We start from the raw sequence: 17,811 nt of genomic DNA on the forward strand, positions 1-17,811 counted from the left end.
GTCATTTTATCGGGTGACCACTCAATCATCATAAAAGAGGGCTTTTTTTAATTCAAGGCCTCAGAAATCTTCCTAACAGGAATGCTCCTCACTTAATCTATTATAAAGCGTTCGCCTTACCATCATGATGGTCAAATACGTAGACTCAACACTAGATGTAGGGATAGTCATTGATTTTATAGTTTTTTGATTTTAAGCGTTTAGATTTGTTCCTGCGGAAGCTATAATACATCCGATTAAGAAGCTAAAAAAGCCACCATTAATATCCTACATTAACTCTTGTATACCTTCTCTTCTCCTTTCTCACTTATTGTATCAAAGTTTTGTACGACCAAGGGGGTGAATTCTTCCTGCTTTATGAAATTGCTTTTTATCTATATCCCTATTAACAAAGAAGAAATACAAAACGCCTTTTTCTTGTTGTATCCATTAACATGTTAAGATGTCCCCACGTTGATTTTATTCACTATTCTACAAACAGATCTTTCAACCATCCGACAATATTTTAAGAAAGTCTTCTTCAAAATGCTTGACTCCATCTTCATCCACTAAAAAGAAGATGTGATTCTTAGGGGGATCATCGCTAAGTGATACATGAATCCACTTGTTTCATTTACTTTTCATTATTAGGGTATTCTAGGTAATTTGTTGGATCGACTATCGTTAGAACGTAGTATCCGGTTTATTTTCTTAATAGCCTTCTTCGTCTGAAATATCTCCCGAATCAATATCGATCCCCCGCCTATTCATGCATTGAACTTAGATGTCCCAAAGTCATTGAGTTAATGTTCCTGTGACTATACATCACTGATACTATTTAAGATATGACGCAAATAGACATTTTTATCAAGCTACCGTAATTCTTACCAATAGTCCTCATAACTTAAAGCGTTATAACAATGGGATCCGCATGTTCAGAGTTGATTTATCTGTTAAATTTTTCTCGTATGTCGTATTTTTTATACATTTCCCCTTTTCTTATCCAACTTAGTTTTATGAAATGACGGTTTGTCAAATTAAGCGCAACACTCCTTCGGAAAAGACCTCATATGCAGTCTTTCCAATCCAAACACTTTCTTGGTCGATTGTTGATTCTAGAAAGTGCGTGATTTAATTCTGTCTTGTTGATCATTCCGAAGTTGGTTCCCTTTGGGAAGAACTCACGGAGAAGACCATTGGCATTCTCATTGCTGCCACGTTGCCATGAAGAATAGGGATCCGTGAAGTACATTGGGATACCAAGAGAGTCCTGTATCCGTTCGTGACAGCTGATCGAGCGGGCATCGCTGCGATTCTTGAACTCATGGAACGCATTCCAGCGACTGACTTCCGCGGAACGATCAAGCTCGCTTTTTCAATCGAAGAAGAAATCGGTTGTCGTGGTGCAGAATTGATGGACGCGTCCTTTTTAGAGGACGTCGACGCAGCAATCGTCTTTGATCGCCGCGGTACACGCGACATCGTTACAGGGTGTCACGTCGAGTTTGATTTTTGTGAGACAGCTTTTGGTGCATGTTTTGAGCAAGCCGGTATGTTGAGTGATATGCCGAATTGGCGAACGACACGGTACGGAGGAAGCAGTGATACGAAACTATTCGCACTACGAGCTATTCCAGCTGTCAACTTGTCCGTTGGTTATCTGCACGAGCATACGGATTTTGAACAGGTTGATTTCGCGGCGACGCTCGAAACCGTCCGTTTGGTCGAAACATTACTTCATCACCGATTGCTCGAGCGCTATTTCGCTGAGCAGACAAAAAATCCAACTCTAGGCGGATATACCGAGTAATGGATTCCAAATATAGTAAAAAGGAGAGGTGAGAGGAGACGATTCAATGTGGATCATTCTGGGTTTACTGGCGATTGGATTTACGGCACTGAATATTATCTTTTATGTGATCGGTAAGGACTATCGTTTTCTGATGGTGCTCGGACTAAGTTTGACGGCACTGACGCTGTGCGCGGAATACCGACTCGTTGCGGAATTCGTGGCACGGGAGGACTGGGCAGCGTTACAGGACGTCGTACCGGGCATGGAGCGGGCACTGTGGGTATTGACGTTCATCTCGATCGGATTAAATGTATTGCCGCTACTGTTAGACTACCGAAAGAATCGATCTCGTTAACGAACCGAAGAGGAGCTGAATCCTGATGAGCTATACATTTTCACCGCTGACACAACGACAGGCGGAACAGGTCGCCTACGAGTGGCAATATGACGGGGCGTTTGCATTTTATGATATGCCGAATGACGAAGAAGATTTAGTAGAATTTCTCGATCCAGCAAAGCGGACGGAACATTATTTTGCTGTGTTGGATGGGGAAGAATTGGTTGGCTATTATGTATTTGAACCAAACGCAGACGTCGTTGACGTCGGGCTTGGCATGCGGCCGGACTTGACCGGGCGAGGAAATAGTACGGCATTTTTAGAAGCCGGTCTTGCGTTCATCATGGACCGGTATGCACCTAAACAAATCGAATTAGCTGTCGCGACATTCAACGAGCGGGCGATTCGCTTGTATACGAAAAGTGGCTTCCTTCCAGTAGAACGGTTCCAACAGGCGACGAACGGTGGAAGCTATGAATTTTTGAAAATGCGTTTATCGATAGGAGTGATATCATGACAATCGAACAACGATTATTCGAGGCAGCGACGAATTTGATCAATAGCAGATATCCGAATGGATGGGGTGGGGCAGCAGCGATGGCGACCGATGACGGTCAAATCTTGACGAGCGTGGCGCCAGAAGTATTGAACGCTTCGACCGAGTTATGCATAGAAACCGGAGCGATTCTTGAGGCACACAAACTCAATTGCCGCATCACGCATACGATGTGTGTCGTTCGGGATGACGAACAAGCATCTTTTAAAATTTTGACGCCGTGTGGAGTCTGTCAGGAACGATTGAATTATTTTGGACCGGACGTCCTAGCGGCAGTGACGAACTCTGAACAAACCATTCTGTTTAAATCACTCCAAGAGCTTCAACCCTATCATTGGTCACACGCTTATTCGACTGAAACGTAAATGATAAGAGGAAACGTATGTAATGAGAAGGAGATGATCAGATGGTACGTTGTACGAATTGCCAGTATAAGTTCAAAACAAAAGAAGTGCTTGCTGTCGGATTTGCGAAACATGGGAAAGCATGTCCGAACTGCGGCGTGAAGCAATACATCTCGAAAGACTCGCAACATTACTTATCGCTCGGATACGTCAGTCTCTTGTTCGTCTTGATCCTACCGTTCGTCATCAAACTGAGCGACAAAGAAGAGACGATCTGGTAAAGCATTACGCGCATGCCTGAAAACGACAGGGTGCGCGTTTTGTCTTATACTCGGGGCAAAGGAGCTGGGAAACATGCAAACCGTATACGATGCAACCGTACAAAACGCAGCGGGCGAGACTGTTTCATTAGGTGACTATGCTGGACGAGTCCTCGTGATCGTCAACACGGCAAGCAAATGTGGGCTCGTCAAACAACTTGGCGAACTGCAGGCATTGTACGATAAATATGACGAGCAGGGAGTCACGGTGCTTGGCTTTCCGTGCGATCAATTCAATCAGCAGGAGTTCGCGAGTCAGGAAGAGACGATGCAGTTCTGTCAGCTGAACTATGGCGTGACGTTTCCGATGTTTCAGAAGATCGACGTCAATGGACCGGACGAGCATCCGCTTTATACGTTCTTGAAGAAAGAACAGTCCGGCTTGCTGTCGTCGAAAATCAAATGGAACTACACGAAGTTTTTAATCGATCGCCAAGGACGTGTCGTACGTCGGTTCAGTCCGGTCGATTCCGTCCAGTCAGTTGAAAGAACGCTATCTTTGTATTTATAATCATAGTAACCGTCCGGCGCGAGCCGTTGGGCGGGACGAACGAATACCCTACCTTTGGCGAGGTAGGGCTTTTTTATGTCATTCAGCGTTGAACGAATCAAATGAATACGTGACAATCGCATCACTTCGTTTATGTCCGAGGTCGATCAAGACTGGTGGCCGGGGAGACAAGACATGAAAATCCTGTTCGAACGCCCGGAGCCAGTAATGGATCCAGTCTTTTGTAGGATCGAGTCCCATCATTTCACGTGCGAACGTCAGTAGCTTTGAATCGGTCAGCGTCAGAAGTGGAATCGGATTGATCTCGACATCTTCTTTTAGTTCATAGAGGTCCGGTGAACGAAGCAGAATCGCATCCGCTTCGAAGGTCAATCGGAAGTAATTGCAACTGTAGTCACCAACGATGACCATCGTCTCCTCCGTATGCCCACGGAAATGAAATATCAATCTGTTACCATTTGCGACATCCATCAAGAACTGATCGAGTCCGATGTTGTAATCCTCGCGAAACTGCAGTTTTTCAAGCGTGATTTCTTGCATGATTTAGCCTCCTGTCCGAGTTTGTCGCTCTTCTATCAAAACGGTTTGGCGCGTTGCTAGGCGAGACGAACTGATTAATAAGACGATACCGAGTAACAATAACGAGATCCCGAACCAAGCCGTGCCACTTAACTGTTCGCCGAGGACGAACACACCGAGCAAAGCAGCCGTCAATGGTTCACCGAGCGAGAGCGTGACGGCAGTCGACGACGGTACGTTCGATAGCCCTTTTGCGAATAACCAGTAAGCAAGCCCGGTCGCAACGACGCCGAGATGGAGGCTGATTCCGGCACCACGTGACGTGAACAGCCAGGAGAGATCGAATAAGAAGAGTAAAGGTGACAACAGAACAGCGCTCGTCGTGAAAATGACGGCAACGACCGACAGCGGCGCGTGTGTCTTGACGAGGTCTCGACTGACGAATGTATACCCGGCAAACGATAGTCCGGCACCTAGTGCGAGGACGATTCCGATTGGATCAATTGCGACCGTTCCTTGATTGTTCAGAAGCAACAGACAACCGGTGATCGATAATCCGGTTGAAGCCCACCACAGCAACGCCGGACGTTTTTTTAGGAACAGCCACTCGATACATCCGGAAAAAATCGGCGCGCTACCGATCGCGACGACGGTACCGACGGCGACACCCGTCATTAAAACAGCCGAGAAGAACAAGGGCTGGTAAGCTGCCATGCTGACGGCAGCAAGTAAAATCGTCCGCAGTGGCCAGTCGCGTAACGTCAGCGTTCCTTTGAAGAGAACGAGACAGAGTAAGAACAGTCCGCCGACAGCCAGACGAACGGCACCAATTGCAATCGGGTGTGCATCTTCTGGCGCAAAGGCTTGTGAGGTCCCCGTCGTACCCCAAAAGATCGCAGCAAGTAATATGAGCAACATCGATGATGATTTAGACATGAGTCACCTCTTCGAATGCAATTTTTTTAATGATATTAGAACGAGAATACCACAGAAAGAGTAAAATGGAATACACCAAATAATTGAAAAAATGGTATGGTGTATAGGGTAAAATCGTATTATTCACGAATGTGAAGGTGAAAAGGATGGGGACCCATGAAACAAATGAACCAAATCGAAGCAATACTTGACGTCTTAACACAAAAAATCAATCACGGATCGACCTTCATTCAGCGGCGATACGACACAGGAGTCGCTCAATTCAATCTGAATGATCCGGTGACGGAACAGGCGATTCAGTCGTTTGAAAAACAGTTCAAGTTAACGTTACCAAGTGAATATAAGACATTCCTTCGTTTACATGACGGAGCGGAGTTGTTCATGATTCAAGGTCTTGGCATCGAACTCTATCCGCTTGAAAAAGTCATTGAATTGACGATCCAGGCTAAAGAGGACGACCTGATCCATGAAGACTACGATCATTTCTTGATGATTGGCGAAATGAACGAAGGATACGTCTTGATCCATACGGAAGATGCGAAGACGGAGGAGACGCCGTATATGCACTGGATGTTTCATGAGTTGTCGACAGAGGAAACTGACCCAATCGGACAGAACTTCGGCACGTTTCTTGAATATGCGATCATTGCGCAAGGGGATATGTTCTGGGAGTTCAAGGACTTCTCGATTGCAACAGATGCTTATTATGTAGAGGACTACAATTCCGAAGAGGAAGTGAGCAAACCTCGACCAATTCGTTTCGTCGACTCGGTTCGCGTTGAAATCGAGTATCCGATTGCGAAGAAAAATGCTTGTTTCTCGGTTAAGATTTTCGAAGGAAAACAAGAAAAAGAACGTCTTGGCAGTAGCTACGACTCGGATTCGTGTTTTGAAAAAGTGATGCAATCGGTTCGGGAATATCTAATGGCAGAGAGATTTCAGTATTCATCGATCATGGTCTTTCAAAAAGAACACCGATTTTGGCAGAACGATGACGAGACGGGTGACTCGTTGATTCGCAACCATAATCCGCAACGTCAAGGACTGAGCTTCGATGGATATCGTGCTTTCGTCGAGGAGCCACCTCGCCCACTCCCAGGGTGGGAATGATTCAGAAATTTCTTCACACAGAACGGAGTTTTACAGATGAAAAAATGGTTGTTATTCCCCATGATACTTTGTTTGAGCGGTTGTATGATTCAACCGCAAAGTGGGAGTGAGACGAATGAGACATCCTTCAAAGGGACTACGAAAGAGGGACTCGTCTTTGAATACAAATTGACGAACACAGGAGACCATGCATTTGATGTCGTAGCTCGCTCTGGGCATTTGTTGAATGTCATCGTTCGTGAGAGCAAATCAAGGACTGTCGTCTTCGATTCAAGAAAGCAACAGAGTAAAACAAGCCAACAAAAGAAACGCGTCAAAGCATCAGAAACCGTCGTTCTCAAACAAACGGTACAAGGCGGGACAATCGAACCGGGTACATACGATATCGAATATCTCGTTGAGGAGAAAGAACAGTACAGCGACAGTTCTAGTTCAGTAGAGGATATGGAAGAGAAATTAAAATGATTTACGCCTCTGGTGAATGACTTCTTTAATAAATATCTTAGAACCTCATACAGGTTTCAGTACGAATGATGTTATTAGTAACATGAGACGTACAAAAGTGGTCCATGTGAAGCTGGTTTTTATCCGTTAGGCATCTAACGGATGAAAATCAGCTTTTTTGTTTATTAATGATGCTTCGCGACACTGTTCTATCAACTGACGATCAATCAATCCTACGGACCACGCATCCCGTTACTCGTCGCGACGATTGGACGGGAGCGAATGTCTGCGTTACTGGACTTTGTGAATGAGGAAATTACAACAAGCAGGAAATCAAGGGACCAAGCCTGAAATGAAGGACAAAACCTTATTTTTATATATAGAAATTTAATTTCAAAATTAAATAAATAATATTGAATTAAAATTTCTTAATTGTATAATAAAGGGAGGGAAGAGAAAGGGTGAAGCAGATGTTAGATCAATTAGCAACGGAACGTCGGAATGAACAGACGATGCGACTCGATGAAATGACTGTCGAGGATGTCTTACGGGTGATGAACGCTGAGGATCAAACGGTCGCGACGGTCATTCGGGAACAAATTCCCGTCATCGCGGACGTCGTCAAACACGTCATTGCATCATTCAAAAATGGAGGACGCTTGATTTACATCGGTGCTGGTACGAGCGGGCGGCTCGGGATTCTCGATGCGGCAGAATGTGTGCCGACGTTCGGTGTCTCACCAGACATGGTCGTCGGTTTGATTGCTGGCGGCGAACGCGCGTTAATCAAAGCGGTCGAGGGTGCAGAGGATAGTCGGACGCTTGCCGTCGACGATTTGAAAGCGCTCCAGCTAGAAGCACGTGATACGGTGATCGGCATCGCAGCAAGCGGACGGACGCCATATGTCATCGGTGGGCTTGATTACGCGAAGGAAATCGGAGCGGTGACAGCAGCGATTTCTTGTAACACCAATGCGGTCATCAGTCGGCATGCACGCTATGCAATCGAAGTCGAAACAGGTCCGGAAGTCTTGACGGGGTCAACAAGACTAAAGGCTGGAACGGCGCAAAAGCTCGTCTTGAACATGATTTCGACAGCGGCGATGATCGGTGTCGGTAAGGTCTATCAAAATTTGATGGTCGACGTCCAGTCAACGAACGAAAAGCTCGAGATCCGGGCGAAGCGGATGATCAGTGAGGCAACAGGAGTCGATGCTGTAACGGCGGAACGCGTCTTCCATGAAGCGCACGGACACGTCAAGACGGCAATCGTCATGATTCTTGCAAATGTTCCGTATACGGAAGCCGTCGAACGATTACAGCAAGCGAACGGATTCGTCCGAGACGCACTCTAAGGGGGAAACACGATGAAGAAGGAAGAAGTGCTGGCACACGCGATTCTCGAGCGCGTCGGTGGAAAAGATAATCTCCGGCAGCTTGCGCACTGTATGACGCGGGTTCGTTTATCGCTAAAGGATCCGACGCAAGCCAATATCGATGCGTTAAAGCGGATTGATGGGGTCATGGGGGTCATTGATGACGAGACGTTACAAATCGTCGTCGGTCCGGGAACGGTCAATCGGGTAGCCGACCACTTAAGTCGTGAGACGGGACTCGCGATCGGGGAAGAGTCCGTTGATCCAAACTTGACGCCAGAAGAACGAGCCACCGTCGAACGGCAAAAAGTAAAAGCGAAACAACAGTCACCGTTCAAACGCTTCTTGCGCCGAATCGGGAACATCTTCATCCCGCTCATTCCGGGACTCGTTGCTTCGGGAATCATCAACGGCGGTGCGAACTTCGCGAAAAATGCGGGTGTCGATGCAACGCAGACATGGATGCAGATTTTACTCTTGATCGGTGGGACGGTCTTTGCATATCTCGCAATCCTTGTCGGTTGGAATACGGCGAAGGAGTTCGGCGGAACACCGGTGCTCGGGGCGATTGCCGGTGGGATTCTATTCAACCCCGTGCTTGCGGACATCACGATTTACGGGGAACCGCTCGTTCCAGGCAGGGGCGGTTTGTTTGGTGTCATCTTCGCGGCGTGGTTGATGACGTATCTTGAGAAACACATCCGTCGCTTCATGTTCGCATCGATCGACATCATCTTCACGCCACTGTTGACGGTGCTGATCGTCGGATTCGCCTCGCTTTATGCGATCATGCCGGTTGCCGGACTGCTGTCAGACGGCATCATGAAAGCAATCAATGCCGTGCTTGAGGTCGGTGGACCACTTGCCGGGGCAGTACTGGCCGGCTTCTTCCTACCACTCGTCATGGTCGGTCTCCATCACGGACTGACACCGATCCATCTCGAGTTCTTGAACACGATTGGAAATACGCCACTCTTACCGATTCTTGCGATGGCAGGAGCGGGTCAAGTCGGGGCGGCAATGGCGATTTTCGTCAAGACGCGCAATCCGCGCCTGCGTAACATCATCAAAGGTGCGATTCCGGTCGGATTCCTCGGAATCGGTGAACCGTTGTTATACGGTGTTACGTTGCCGCTCGGTCGTCCGTTCGTAACGGCATGTCTCGGCGCAGCAGTTGGTGGTGCCTTCCAAGCAACGATGAAGACGACGGCGCTTGGCGTCGGCGTATCCGGTTTATCATTGACACCGTTGATCGACAACGGGATGTACTTGACGTACATCGGTGGTCTCATCATCTCATACGCGGCAGGATTCCTGTTCACGTACTGGTTCGGTTTTAAAGAAGAGATGGCAGACGGTATTTAAGGTGTTGACCAGCAGTTGAATCCTTCCCAAAAGAAGGAATCAGCTGCTTTTTCTCTAAGTAGAGAAGTGAAGGAGTGAGTCGATGAAAGGATTATCAATCTATTTAAGTGAACCGATCACAGACGAGACGAGCGAGTGGCTACAGCGGATGCGTGTTGTTGGTTTTACGTCGCTCTTTACATCGCTACATATTCCCGAGGACGATTCTTCACTGTACGTCGAACGCTTGCAAGCACTCGGTCGCTTAGCACGTGAGCTCGGTTTCGAACTCGTGGCGGACATCGCACCAGCGTCGCTCGCGACGCTCGGCAAGACATGGGAGACTGCAGCGACGTTAACGGACTGGGGTGTGACGGGACTCCGTCTTGATTACGGTATCAGTCCGCAGCAAATCGCGACGTTATCGAACCAAATGATGGTTGCGCTGAACGCCAGTACGTTAACAGCAGACGAATTGACGGAGATGAAGGCACATGGTCTGCGAATCGATCAAACGGAAGCGTGGCATAATTTTTATCCGCGACCGGAAACGGGACTCGACCGGATATGGTTTGAGGAAAAGAATGCCTGGTTGCAGACGCAAGGATTACGGGTTCAAGCGTTCATACCGGGTGACGAGACACTCCGTGGACCGTTGTTTGAGACGTTACCGACACTTGAAGAACACCGAAATGCGGCACCGTTCGCCAGTTACATCGACTTACAATCGACCGTTGATCGAATTCTTGTTGGGGATCCACGATTGACGGAGGCGACGATCCGGCAATTCGAAGCAGAGCAAGACGGAATCATCGTACTGCGGGCACTCGCGAACGGACAGCAAGCACAACGGGAGACGGAAACGAATCGGTTTGATCCGGCGCGGGATGTCATTCGATCCGTCGAGTCGCGGATGAAGCCGTCGACGATCGATCTAACACCGCAAGATCCGTCTGCCCGTCCGCTTGGAACGATCACGATCGATAATGAAAAATACGGACGATACGCGGGCGAGGTTCAAATCACGAAACGTAATTTGTCGGCAGATGAGCGAGTCAACGTCATCGGACGCGTGATTGAGGCTGATCAACCATTGATCGCACGGCTTGGTCCAGGAAGTAAGTTCCGTATCGAATGGGTGACGCCATGAAGCAGCTCGTTGCGGAACGACTCGCCTATCTGTACCGAGGAGAGCTGTTCACGGTCGTCACGATTTTACCGCTCAGCTGGGTTGGTAATCGTGTCTTTCCACGACTGCAGTTATTTGAGCTCAGTGCATTTTGGATGTCACTGTTTTTGTTTGAGCTGTTGTTGATTCAAGGAGCTTGGTATTGGTATAGCAAGTCAAGGCGTCTGAAGAAGGAAGGAACGTCGATCACCCCGAAACCCGTCGTCCGACGATTACGTCACTGTCGTGTCATCAATATAGGTTTGCTCGTCCTGACAGCGTGTGCGTTCGGAATCGATTGGATGCGTTTCCGATCTGAGCTTCCCGTCTCCGGAACACAACTTGCCTTGTTATTATATGTCTGTGCGATTCTTGAATATATCAATTATTTCCATATCCAACTTATGTACGATAACCGGTCAGATGTGCAATACTTAATACGGAACAGACGTTTGAAACGATCAGCATTGAATAAGGATATGCAACGACTTCGTAAAGTAGTCTAAGGGTTCATAGAAAATAGGAGGGATTGTATGCTCGATATGCTCATTCGTGGCTATCGAAAGTTACGGAAGTTAAGAGGACGTTAATAAGTTTTGCAAAATGGATGGTATGGAGTGTGATGAAAAGTGAAACGAATTGGTTTACTCATCATGTTAAGTCTATTGATTGGAAGTGCGATGCCACTCGATGGACAGGCGAAATCGACGTCAAAGAAGGAAACGATTTGTATTGATCCAGGTCATCAAAAAAAGCAAAACTTAGCAAAAGAACCGGTCGCTCCACGTTCGAAGGTCATGAAAGTGAAAGTGAGCGCGGGGACGAGCGGAGTAAAGACGAAAATTCCAGAGTATAAACTGAATTTACAAGTCGGATTGAAATTAAAAGCTGCATTAGTGAAAAAGGGATATCGGGTACATATGACGCGAACGACACACGATGTCAACATCAGTAATGCAGAGCGTGCAAAATATTGTAATGCGAAGAAAGCTGCCTTAACCGTTCGGATTCATGCAGACGGAAGCACGGATCGAAAGGTAGAAGGAATCTCCGTCTTATATCCAGATGATCAAGTGACGAAGGCGATCAATAAGACGAGTAAAAAACAAGCAACCATCATGTTGAAGCACTTAATTGAATCAACGAAGGCGAAAAAGAGTTACGGAACTGGACTTGTTCCACGAAAAGATTTGACGGGTTTCAATTGGTCGAAGACTCCTGTTGTGTTGATTGAAATGGGCTTTATGTCAAATCCAACAGAAGATCAAAAATTAGCATCTGATAGTTATCAAAAAAAGCTCGTGAACGGGATGGTAAAAGGGATTGATGCGTCGCTAAAATAAAGAGGCAATAAATCATCGATGATTAAAAAGGGGGAAAATTCGATGAAGAATACAAGTTGGTTAAATCCACCGACACGTATCGAACAGGAAACACCATTACGCTTCATGACGGATCCGGATACGGATTTTTGGTGCAATACCCATTATCAGTTCAACCGTCTGACGGGGCATGCACTGTTGCAGGATTCTCCGGAAGGGGAGTTCAAATGCCGGATCGAAGTAAAGTTAAATCCGAATGCGACATATGATCAAGCGGGGATTTTGCTTTATGTGAACGACGATCACTGGGTGAAGGTCTCGGCTGAGTTCATTCCGGATGGTCCATCGCATCTTGGTGCCGTCGTGACGAGCTTTGGGTACTCGGACTGGTCGTGCCGGGATGTCGACGATACGCTGTTTGATGCACCGCTTGTCTTTGAACTCCACTATCTCAATCAAGATGTCACGTTGTATCACGTAACAGGAGAGCACAAAGAGCAACTCCGGATCGCACACTTACATGACGTGACCGATTTGAAGATTGGACCGTATGCGTGTAGTCCGGATGTAGAAGCGGCAGGGTGTGAAGTGGAAGTACTAGATTTCTCATTAGAGACAATCGTTAAATAAAACGCCATAGCAAATGGACCGATGTCAGGCATCGGTCCATTTTTTGATCGTAACTAGAGACTAATCAAAACTTAGCTGCTTGTTCTGGCATCTGTCCTGTATATGACGATTGTGGTCTGAAGATCCGGTTGTCTTGCGATTGTTCGAGGATGTGTGCCGTCCAGCCAATGATACGGCTAGAGGTGAACGTCGGTGTGAACAGTTCTTTCGGAATGTCGAGTCCTTTTAAGACGGCCGCCGCGAAGAATTCAACGTTCGTATACAGTTTTCTACCCGGTTTGTATTCTTCGAGCAAATCAATCGCCGTTTGCTCCATTTGTGTAATCAGGTTGAACCAATCGCTCTCTTGCGCGAGATCTTTTGAAACGACTTTTAAGGCTTCTGAACGCGGATCGCGTGTTTTGTAGACACGGTGACCAAAGCCCATCAGTTTTTCGCCTTTTTCTAACTTGTTCCGGATCCAAGGTTCGATGTTATCGATCGTTCCGATTTCATCAATCATCTCAATGACTTCTGACGGGGCGCCACCATGAAGCGGTCCTTTCATGGAACCAATCGCAGCACAGACGCCAGAAATGATTTCCGATTCCGTCGAGACGACGACACGGGAAGCGAACGTCGAAGCATTCATACCGTGTTCAATTGTTAAGATCAGATACGCCGTCAATGCTTTTATCTCGACGTCACTCGGTAATTGTCCTTTGATCATATAGATGTAATTCGCGACATGATCGAGTTCCGGATTTGGTTCGATGAAGTCAGCACCTTGATTTTTTTGATATTTATAGGCAATGATTGTTGGTAAGAGTGCTGTTACGTGCATCGCTTGATCAATTGTCGGTGGCCAAGCGAAAGCGGGTGTACCAAGTGCCGAGATTGCTGTTCGCATCGTACTCATGACATCCATCTCGTTCGGCAATGTATCGAGAATCGTTTTAACGTAAGAAGGAAGTTCACGGTAGCTCGTCATCTGTTCTTTGAACGTGACCAATTCCGATTCAGTTGGGAATTCACCATTCCAGATGAAATACACGACTTCTTCGAATGAATAGGATAATGCGAGTTCCTTTGCCCAGTGTCCGCGATAAATAAGGTGACCTAACGTTCCATCGACTAAACCGATTTGTGTTTCAGCGGCAATGACGCCTTCGAGTCCTTTTTTGTATTCCATCTTCAACACTCCTTTTCTGATACCTATAGTCAGTATGACTTACAACGACACCAAATCACCAGTTATTTGAATACGTTTCCAAAATTATTCTGAGGTGTTCTATAATCAAAGAAGAAATTATAATGGTTTAATAGAAAATTGTATCTACTATGACGTACATAGTTGAAGAAGGAGTACAGATGAATAAAGCAATGATCATTCGCTTATTGGGATTTTTCTTTGTATTAAATGTTTTTTTAATGATTGATTTGTTCTTTTCGGTGAGCCGAACGATTCTTGAGCCACTGGCATTAGTCGTTGCTTCATTGACCATGTTCATTCCTGTGAAACGGCTCAAGCCACTAGAAGAACAAACGCTGTCGGTTTTCAAATCGAGTATCGCTATCATAATAGGGATGCTCTTGATGAGCGGATTATTCTTACCCATTGTATTCATCTTTGGATGAATAACTATGTTAAATTGCATTACATTTGATAGAGATTTAACTATTGATCCGAAAATTTCACCAGGCGTTATTTAGGAATACGACGTGGAATAGACGTATTTTTGGCTGAGATGCCTGATTTGTTCGACTATGTGAGATTCTAAAGGACTGGTGGAGTCAATGATGTGATCTGCGTAAAAACGGAGTGATTTATGGCTTCCGATCATGACCGCATACTGTGCTCCTTTGAATAGCTCGATATCATTTGCGTCATTCCCGAAAGCAATGTATCCCTCGTTCTCGATACCGAGTGTTTGTAAAGCAGTCCGTTTATTGATGCTGGTTGGACTGATGTCCAATACCTGTTCCGATCCATGGTGGTGTACGATGACATCTATTCGTAGCAGCTCGTTTTCTAAGGCTTTCAGATTATTGGCACTCAAAATGAGCATTTTTATGATGCGATCATGGTGAGCTAGCGGAACGTTTTGTGCCGTCTTAGCCGGATCTAGATTGTTCAGTATAGGATGGTCTTGAGGTCCGTTATATGTATAATCCCAATCACTATCGATTAAATATGTGGCTTTGTGCTTGTCGAGTAATTCCGTGATAAGGGAAAGCTCACGATCGTCGAACGATTTCGACTGAATGATCGTTTGTTCCGATGCGACCAACGATCCGTTTCCGCCGATTAAGATATGGTCGTGGAATGAAGGATGAATGACGGGTAGCATGTCACGGATAGGACGTGCCGAAGCAAAAATTACACGGTGCCCGTCGTCCTCGACTGCGTGAAGCGCCTGTACGATGTCTTGAGACATCGGTTCTCCTTTGAAACATATTGTTCCATCGAGATCAAATACAAAATTCATAAACAACCCTCCAAAAGTCAGTTGATGCACTTATCATAACAAATATTTACAGATAAAATACCAATTCTTTATTTTGAGAAAACAAAAAGACTCCAGTCAATGCTGAAGTCTAATCATTGGTATTTTATGCTAAAAACGTATCTCGCTGGTCCTGACGTTTATCAATCATGATCTGTGCTGCCGGAATGTTAGCAGTCTGCAACACATCAATTGTGTCTCGGGGAAATTCATCACTACCAACGATGTAGAACAACCCTTCCTTGTCCGCTGTCATCGCTTTGACAGCATCGTAGTAAGCGGAGCGACTCTCGACAAAAGCGGGGCTAAACTGCTCGTGCGAAGGAAGCTGAGTTTTGAATAGTTCAGTGCGCGCCGAGTCGACATTCAACGAGTGCATGTGCGGAATACCACTTCTGTCAGCCTGATGTTGCAGGATGATTGGTCGAAACGTTGCCAGACCGACGCCGGCTGACAGTAAGTACACCGAACGATTTTCCCGGCGTAGTGGAATGTTCGAGTGCGTCTTAAACAAAGCAATCTTCTCACCCATTTTCAACTGCCGAAGTGTCTCCTTAAAGACGGAACATTCCGGTTTAATCCGCGTCGTGATGCCGATCGTTCCTTCATGAGGGAGTGTCGAGATCGACATATGCCGAATCAGACTGCGGTTCGGCTTTTCGCCTGCATTAAAACCTTCTAGCGCCATATGCGTATGGGCGCCTTCCTCCCAAATAAAATCATCTGGGCGTTTTAAATGAAACGTATAGGTGTGTTCGCCTTCTTGCGTTACCTGTTCTAGTGGTAGCCAATCGATCTGCATCATTCATTCCTCATTTCTATATAAAGTATCAATACACAGCAATCGGACCATATGGCCCTTCGATGATCTCAAGTCGTGTCTCGAAAATCTCGGATAATAGCGCTTCATCCATGACTTCGGCGACCGTTCCGAAAGCGGCAATTTGTCCGTCCTTCATCGCACAGATGTGATCGGCATATTTCGCGGCAAAATTGATGTCGTGCAAGACGGTGATGATCGTTCGTCCGAACGTATCAGCGACGTGTCGCAGGTACCCCATCATCTGGACTGAGCGAGCGATATCAAGGTTATTAAGTGGTTCGTCGAGTAAGACGTATTCCGTTTCCTGACAGAGTACCATCGCAACATACGCCCGTTGCCGCTGACCGCCCGATAATTCATCGAGATAGCGATTCTCAAGCGACGTCAGCTCGAGAAAATCGATGTATTTCGAGATGATTGTTTCGTCGTCCGCTGTCAGGCGACCTTGTGAGTAGGGGAACCGTCCGAAGCCGACGAGCTGCCGGACCGTCAGCCGCGTTACGAAATGGTTTTCCTGTCGCAAGATCGTGATGATCTTTGCTAAGTCTTTCGATTTACTACTTGTCACATCCATCCCGGCGACTTCAATCTGCCCGGCATCGAGATCAAGCAACCGGCCGATCATCATCAACGTTGTCGACTTGCCGGCACCGTTTGGACCAATCAATGCCGTGAACCCGCCTTTTGGAATCGTTAAATCAATTGGACCGATTCGGACGTCGTCCGTATACGATTTTTTTACTTGTTCGAGTGATATCATAGGGACCTCTTTCTAAGCAACACGACAAGGAAAATCAGACCGCCGAACAGTTCGATGATGACGGAGACGACGCTTGGCGTGTTGAAAATGTGATACATGAAGAAATAAGCACTTGTTAAAACGAAGAAACCAATTGCGAATGCCATCGGGAAAACGTATTTGTGATCGTACGTCGCAGCGACCTGATAACTGAGAGTCGCGATCAAGAAACCGAAGAACGTCAATGGTCCGATCAATGCCGTCGACATTGACATCAGGAGTGAAATCAGGATCAAGAAGTAGATGACACTGCCGCGATGATTGACACCGAACGATGTCGCGACGTCTTTTCCAAGCGCGACGACGTTCAGTCGTCTTGACGAGAAGTAGAGCAACAGACCAACGATGAGGACGACCGGAATGACAATCGGGAAGTAAGATGCGTCGGCATTCGTGACCGAACCGAATAATCGTGCTTGTAAGATATCGAATTCGGACGGTGCAAGCATCTTTCGCATGAATGACGATAGCGAGTTCAGACCAGTGCCGAGAATGATTCCGACGAGCAACATCAGCTGCAGGTTCGCGTATTTTCCGGACAACAACCATCCGTATAATAAGAGGCTCATCGCGAGCATGATTGCGACCTGTGTCAAAAAGGCGCTCGTGCCGGTAAAGCCGACGAGTGCTCCCGCACCGAAGAAAAAGATCATCGATGTCTGGATCGTCGAGTAGAGAGCATCAAAACCAAGCAGGGACGGTGTGATGATCCGGTTACTCGTGACCGAATGAAAGGCGACGGTCGCAAGACTTTGGCAAATTGCCGCGATCGCCATCGTGATGACGGCGGTGATCCGGCGTTCGACGACCGGCCAAAAGGACGGAGAATCAAACGGAACCGGGTTATTGTAGAGCAAGAGACCGATCGTACTGAGCACTCCGCCGCTGAGGAACAGGATGAGGAGAATCCAGTAGCGGCGCTCGAGTCGTTTCGACTGAAACGCAGACGCCCGGCGATTGGTTTCACGTGTAACGCTCGGTTGAATTCGTGTATGTTCCTGTTGTTTAATCACGG

General features: G+C 46.8%; 22 protein-coding genes and 1 pseudogene. 15 read left to right on the forward strand and 8 right to left on the reverse strand.

What is annotated here, in order from left to right; genetic code table 11:
• Window positions 1-1,011: 1,011 nt before the first annotated feature.
• A pseudogene (locus KNQ15_RS12745) lies at window positions 1,012-1,279 on the reverse strand (IS30 family transposase); the annotation flags it as partial.
• Between KNQ15_RS12745 and KNQ15_RS12750 the strand changes: the two are divergent.
• The 6 genes from KNQ15_RS12750 to KNQ15_RS12775 all read left to right on the forward strand — a co-directional run bounded on the left by KNQ15_RS12750 (window position 1,262) and on the right by KNQ15_RS12775 (window position 3,839).
• The gene (locus KNQ15_RS12750; RefSeq protein WP_341087652.1) at window positions 1,262-1,789 is read left to right on the forward strand and encodes a M20/M25/M40 family metallo-hydrolase; all 528 of its coding nucleotides are present in this window, start codon (window positions 1,262-1,264) and stop codon (window positions 1,787-1,789) included. The pseudogene KNQ15_RS12745 and the gene KNQ15_RS12750 sit on opposite strands and share 18 nt — an antisense overlap.
• Window positions 1,790-1,835: 46 nt before the next feature.
• Window positions 1,836-2,126, forward strand: coding sequence for a hypothetical protein (locus KNQ15_RS12755; protein ID WP_214729710.1), 291 nt, complete (start codon window positions 1,836-1,838; stop codon window positions 2,124-2,126).
• 25 nt (window positions 2,127-2,151) lie between these two features.
• On the forward strand, window positions 2,152-2,625 hold the full coding sequence (locus KNQ15_RS12760; protein WP_214729711.1) for a GNAT family N-acetyltransferase: 474 nt from the start codon (window positions 2,152-2,154) through the stop codon (window positions 2,623-2,625).
• Complete coding sequence (locus KNQ15_RS12765) at window positions 2,622-3,029, forward strand: cytidine deaminase (protein WP_029341405.1); 408 nt, start codon at window positions 2,622-2,624, stop codon at window positions 3,027-3,029. The genes KNQ15_RS12760 and KNQ15_RS12765 overlap by 4 nt, the downstream gene beginning before the upstream one ends.
• Before the next feature lie 41 nt (window positions 3,030-3,070).
• Window positions 3,071-3,289, forward strand: coding sequence for a hypothetical protein (locus tag KNQ15_RS12770; protein ID WP_029341406.1), 219 nt, complete (start codon window positions 3,071-3,073; stop codon window positions 3,287-3,289).
• A 73-nt stretch (window positions 3,290-3,362) separates the two neighbouring features.
• Window positions 3,363-3,839, forward strand: coding sequence for a glutathione peroxidase (locus KNQ15_RS12775; protein ID WP_214729712.1), 477 nt, complete (start codon window positions 3,363-3,365; stop codon window positions 3,837-3,839).
• Between the two features lie 78 nt (window positions 3,840-3,917).
• On the opposite strand, the gene KNQ15_RS12780 is transcribed toward KNQ15_RS12775, so the two are convergent.
• Together KNQ15_RS12780 and KNQ15_RS12785 are read right to left on the reverse strand one after the other, a co-directional pair.
• A complete protein-coding gene (locus KNQ15_RS12780) occupies window positions 3,918-4,379 on the reverse strand; it encodes a hypothetical protein (protein ID WP_214729713.1) in 462 nt (153 codons plus the stop codon).
• A 3-nt stretch (window positions 4,380-4,382) separates the two neighbouring features.
• Complete coding sequence (locus KNQ15_RS12785) at window positions 4,383-5,294, reverse strand: EamA family transporter (protein WP_214729714.1); 912 nt, start codon at window positions 5,292-5,294, stop codon at window positions 4,383-4,385.
• 156 nt (window positions 5,295-5,450) lie between these two features.
• Between KNQ15_RS12785 and KNQ15_RS12790 the strand changes: the two genes are divergently transcribed.
• The 8 genes from KNQ15_RS12790 (at window position 5,451) to KNQ15_RS12825 (ending at window position 12,688) form a co-directional block, all read left to right on the forward strand.
• A complete protein-coding gene (locus KNQ15_RS12790; RefSeq protein WP_251137689.1) occupies window positions 5,451-6,404 on the forward strand; it encodes an SMI1/KNR4 family protein in 954 nt (317 codons plus the stop codon).
• An 84-nt stretch (window positions 6,405-6,488) separates the two neighbouring features.
• Window positions 6,489-6,869 (forward strand): BsuPI-related putative proteinase inhibitor, encoded by a 381-nt coding sequence (locus KNQ15_RS12795; protein ID WP_214729715.1) that lies wholly within the window; start codon window positions 6,489-6,491, stop codon window positions 6,867-6,869.
• 449 nt (window positions 6,870-7,318) lie between these two features.
• Complete coding sequence (gene murQ / locus KNQ15_RS12800) at window positions 7,319-8,203, forward strand: N-acetylmuramic acid 6-phosphate etherase (protein WP_214729760.1); 885 nt, start codon at window positions 7,319-7,321, stop codon at window positions 8,201-8,203.
• Between the two features lie 12 nt (window positions 8,204-8,215).
• Window positions 8,216-9,589: a PTS transporter subunit EIIC gene (locus KNQ15_RS12805; RefSeq protein WP_214729716.1), complete on the forward strand. Its 1,374-nt coding sequence runs from the start codon at window positions 8,216-8,218 to the stop codon at window positions 9,587-9,589.
• Window positions 9,590-9,671: 82 nt separating this feature from the next.
• A complete protein-coding gene (locus KNQ15_RS12810; protein ID WP_214729717.1) occupies window positions 9,672-10,718 on the forward strand; it encodes a DUF871 domain-containing protein in 1,047 nt (348 codons plus the stop codon).
• Complete coding sequence (locus KNQ15_RS12815) at window positions 10,715-11,242, forward strand: general stress protein (RefSeq protein WP_214729718.1); 528 nt, start codon at window positions 10,715-10,717, stop codon at window positions 11,240-11,242. The genes KNQ15_RS12810 and KNQ15_RS12815 overlap by 4 nt, the downstream gene beginning before the upstream one ends.
• Before the next feature lie 123 nt (window positions 11,243-11,365).
• Window positions 11,366-12,079: an N-acetylmuramoyl-L-alanine amidase gene (locus tag KNQ15_RS12820; RefSeq protein ID WP_353048920.1), complete on the forward strand. Its 714-nt coding sequence runs from the start codon at window positions 11,366-11,368 to the stop codon at window positions 12,077-12,079.
• 42 nt (window positions 12,080-12,121) lie between these two features.
• Complete coding sequence (locus KNQ15_RS12825; protein WP_214729719.1) at window positions 12,122-12,688, forward strand: DUF1349 domain-containing protein; 567 nt, start codon at window positions 12,122-12,124, stop codon at window positions 12,686-12,688.
• 64 nt (window positions 12,689-12,752) lie between these two features.
• Here KNQ15_RS12825 and KNQ15_RS12830 read toward each other — a convergent pair whose 3' ends face one another.
• Window positions 12,753-13,859 (reverse strand): citrate synthase/methylcitrate synthase, encoded by a 1,107-nt coding sequence (locus tag KNQ15_RS12830; RefSeq protein WP_214729720.1) that lies wholly within the window; start codon window positions 13,857-13,859, stop codon window positions 12,753-12,755.
• Window positions 13,860-14,038: 179 nt separating this feature from the next.
• On the opposite strand from KNQ15_RS12830, the gene KNQ15_RS12835 reads away from it, so the two are divergent.
• Entirely contained in the window at window positions 14,039-14,305 is a 267-nt protein-coding gene (locus KNQ15_RS12835; protein WP_214729721.1) for a hypothetical protein, read from the forward strand.
• Between the two features lie 71 nt (window positions 14,306-14,376).
• On the opposite strand, the gene KNQ15_RS12840 is transcribed toward KNQ15_RS12835, so the two are convergent.
• From KNQ15_RS12840 to KNQ15_RS12855, 4 genes are all read right to left on the reverse strand, one after another.
• The gene (locus KNQ15_RS12840; RefSeq protein ID WP_214729722.1) at window positions 14,377-15,156 is read right to left on the reverse strand and encodes an HAD-IIB family hydrolase; all 780 of its coding nucleotides are present in this window, start codon (window positions 15,154-15,156) and stop codon (window positions 14,377-14,379) included.
• A 124-nt stretch (window positions 15,157-15,280) separates the two neighbouring features.
• Entirely contained in the window at window positions 15,281-15,976 is a 696-nt protein-coding gene (locus KNQ15_RS12845) for a dihydropteridine reductase (protein ID WP_214729723.1), read from the reverse strand.
• 28 nt (window positions 15,977-16,004) lie between these two features.
• The gene (locus tag KNQ15_RS12850) at window positions 16,005-16,757 is read right to left on the reverse strand and encodes an iron ABC transporter ATP-binding protein (RefSeq protein WP_214729724.1); all 753 of its coding nucleotides are present in this window, start codon (window positions 16,755-16,757) and stop codon (window positions 16,005-16,007) included.
• The gene (locus KNQ15_RS12855; protein WP_483299356.1) at window positions 16,754-17,809 is read right to left on the reverse strand and encodes an iron chelate uptake ABC transporter family permease subunit; all 1,056 of its coding nucleotides are present in this window, start codon (window positions 17,807-17,809) and stop codon (window positions 16,754-16,756) included. The genes KNQ15_RS12850 and KNQ15_RS12855 overlap by 4 nt, the downstream gene beginning before the upstream one ends.
• Window positions 17,810-17,811: the final 2 nt, after the last annotated feature.

This window comes from Exiguobacterium sp. s168 (genome assembly GCF_018619035.1).
GTDB classification, from domain to species: Bacteria; Bacillota; Bacilli; order Exiguobacteriales; family Exiguobacteriaceae; genus Exiguobacterium_A; species Exiguobacterium_A acetylicum.

Excerpts from the sequence above, each read along its gene's own strand:
- KNQ15_RS12755 (WP_214729710.1), top strand. The coding sequence starts at position 1,836 with ATGTGGATCATTCTGGGTTTACTGGCGATTGGATTTACGGCACTGAAT.
- KNQ15_RS12760 (WP_214729711.1), top strand. The coding sequence starts at position 2,152 with ATGAGCTATACATTTTCACCGCTGACACAACGACAGGCGGAACAGGTC.
- KNQ15_RS12765 (WP_029341405.1), top strand. The coding sequence starts at position 2,622 with ATGACAATCGAACAACGATTATTCGAGGCAGCGACGAATTTGATCAAT.
- KNQ15_RS12770 (WP_029341406.1), top strand. The coding sequence starts at position 3,071 with ATGGTACGTTGTACGAATTGCCAGTATAAGTTCAAAACAAAAGAAGTG.
- KNQ15_RS12775 (WP_214729712.1), top strand. The coding sequence starts at position 3,363 with ATGCAAACCGTATACGATGCAACCGTACAAAACGCAGCGGGCGAGACT.
- KNQ15_RS12780 (WP_214729713.1), bottom strand. The coding sequence starts at position 4,379 with ATGCAAGAAATCACGCTTGAAAAACTGCAGTTTCGCGAGGATTACAAC.
- KNQ15_RS12785 (WP_214729714.1), bottom strand. The coding sequence starts at position 5,294 with ATGTCTAAATCATCATCGATGTTGCTCATATTACTTGCTGCGATCTTT.
- KNQ15_RS12790 (WP_251137689.1), top strand. The coding sequence starts at position 5,451 with ATGAAACAAATGAACCAAATCGAAGCAATACTTGACGTCTTAACACAA.
- KNQ15_RS12795 (WP_214729715.1), top strand. The coding sequence starts at position 6,489 with ATGATTCAACCGCAAAGTGGGAGTGAGACGAATGAGACATCCTTCAAA.
- murQ (WP_214729760.1), top strand. The coding sequence starts at position 7,319 with ATGTTAGATCAATTAGCAACGGAACGTCGGAATGAACAGACGATGCGA.
- KNQ15_RS12805 (WP_214729716.1), top strand. The coding sequence starts at position 8,216 with ATGAAGAAGGAAGAAGTGCTGGCACACGCGATTCTCGAGCGCGTCGGT.
- KNQ15_RS12810 (WP_214729717.1), top strand. The coding sequence starts at position 9,672 with ATGAAAGGATTATCAATCTATTTAAGTGAACCGATCACAGACGAGACG.
- KNQ15_RS12815 (WP_214729718.1), top strand. The coding sequence starts at position 10,715 with ATGAAGCAGCTCGTTGCGGAACGACTCGCCTATCTGTACCGAGGAGAG.
- KNQ15_RS12825 (WP_214729719.1), top strand. The coding sequence starts at position 12,122 with ATGAAGAATACAAGTTGGTTAAATCCACCGACACGTATCGAACAGGAA.
- KNQ15_RS12830 (WP_214729720.1), bottom strand. The coding sequence starts at position 13,859 with ATGGAATACAAAAAAGGACTCGAAGGCGTCATTGCCGCTGAAACACAA.
- KNQ15_RS12835 (WP_214729721.1), top strand. The coding sequence starts at position 14,039 with ATGAATAAAGCAATGATCATTCGCTTATTGGGATTTTTCTTTGTATTA.
- KNQ15_RS12840 (WP_214729722.1), bottom strand. The coding sequence starts at position 15,156 with ATGAATTTTGTATTTGATCTCGATGGAACAATATGTTTCAAAGGAGAA.
- KNQ15_RS12845 (WP_214729723.1), bottom strand. The coding sequence starts at position 15,976 with ATGCAGATCGATTGGCTACCACTAGAACAGGTAACGCAAGAAGGCGAA.
- KNQ15_RS12850 (WP_214729724.1), bottom strand. The coding sequence starts at position 16,757 with ATGATATCACTCGAACAAGTAAAAAAATCGTATACGGACGACGTCCGA.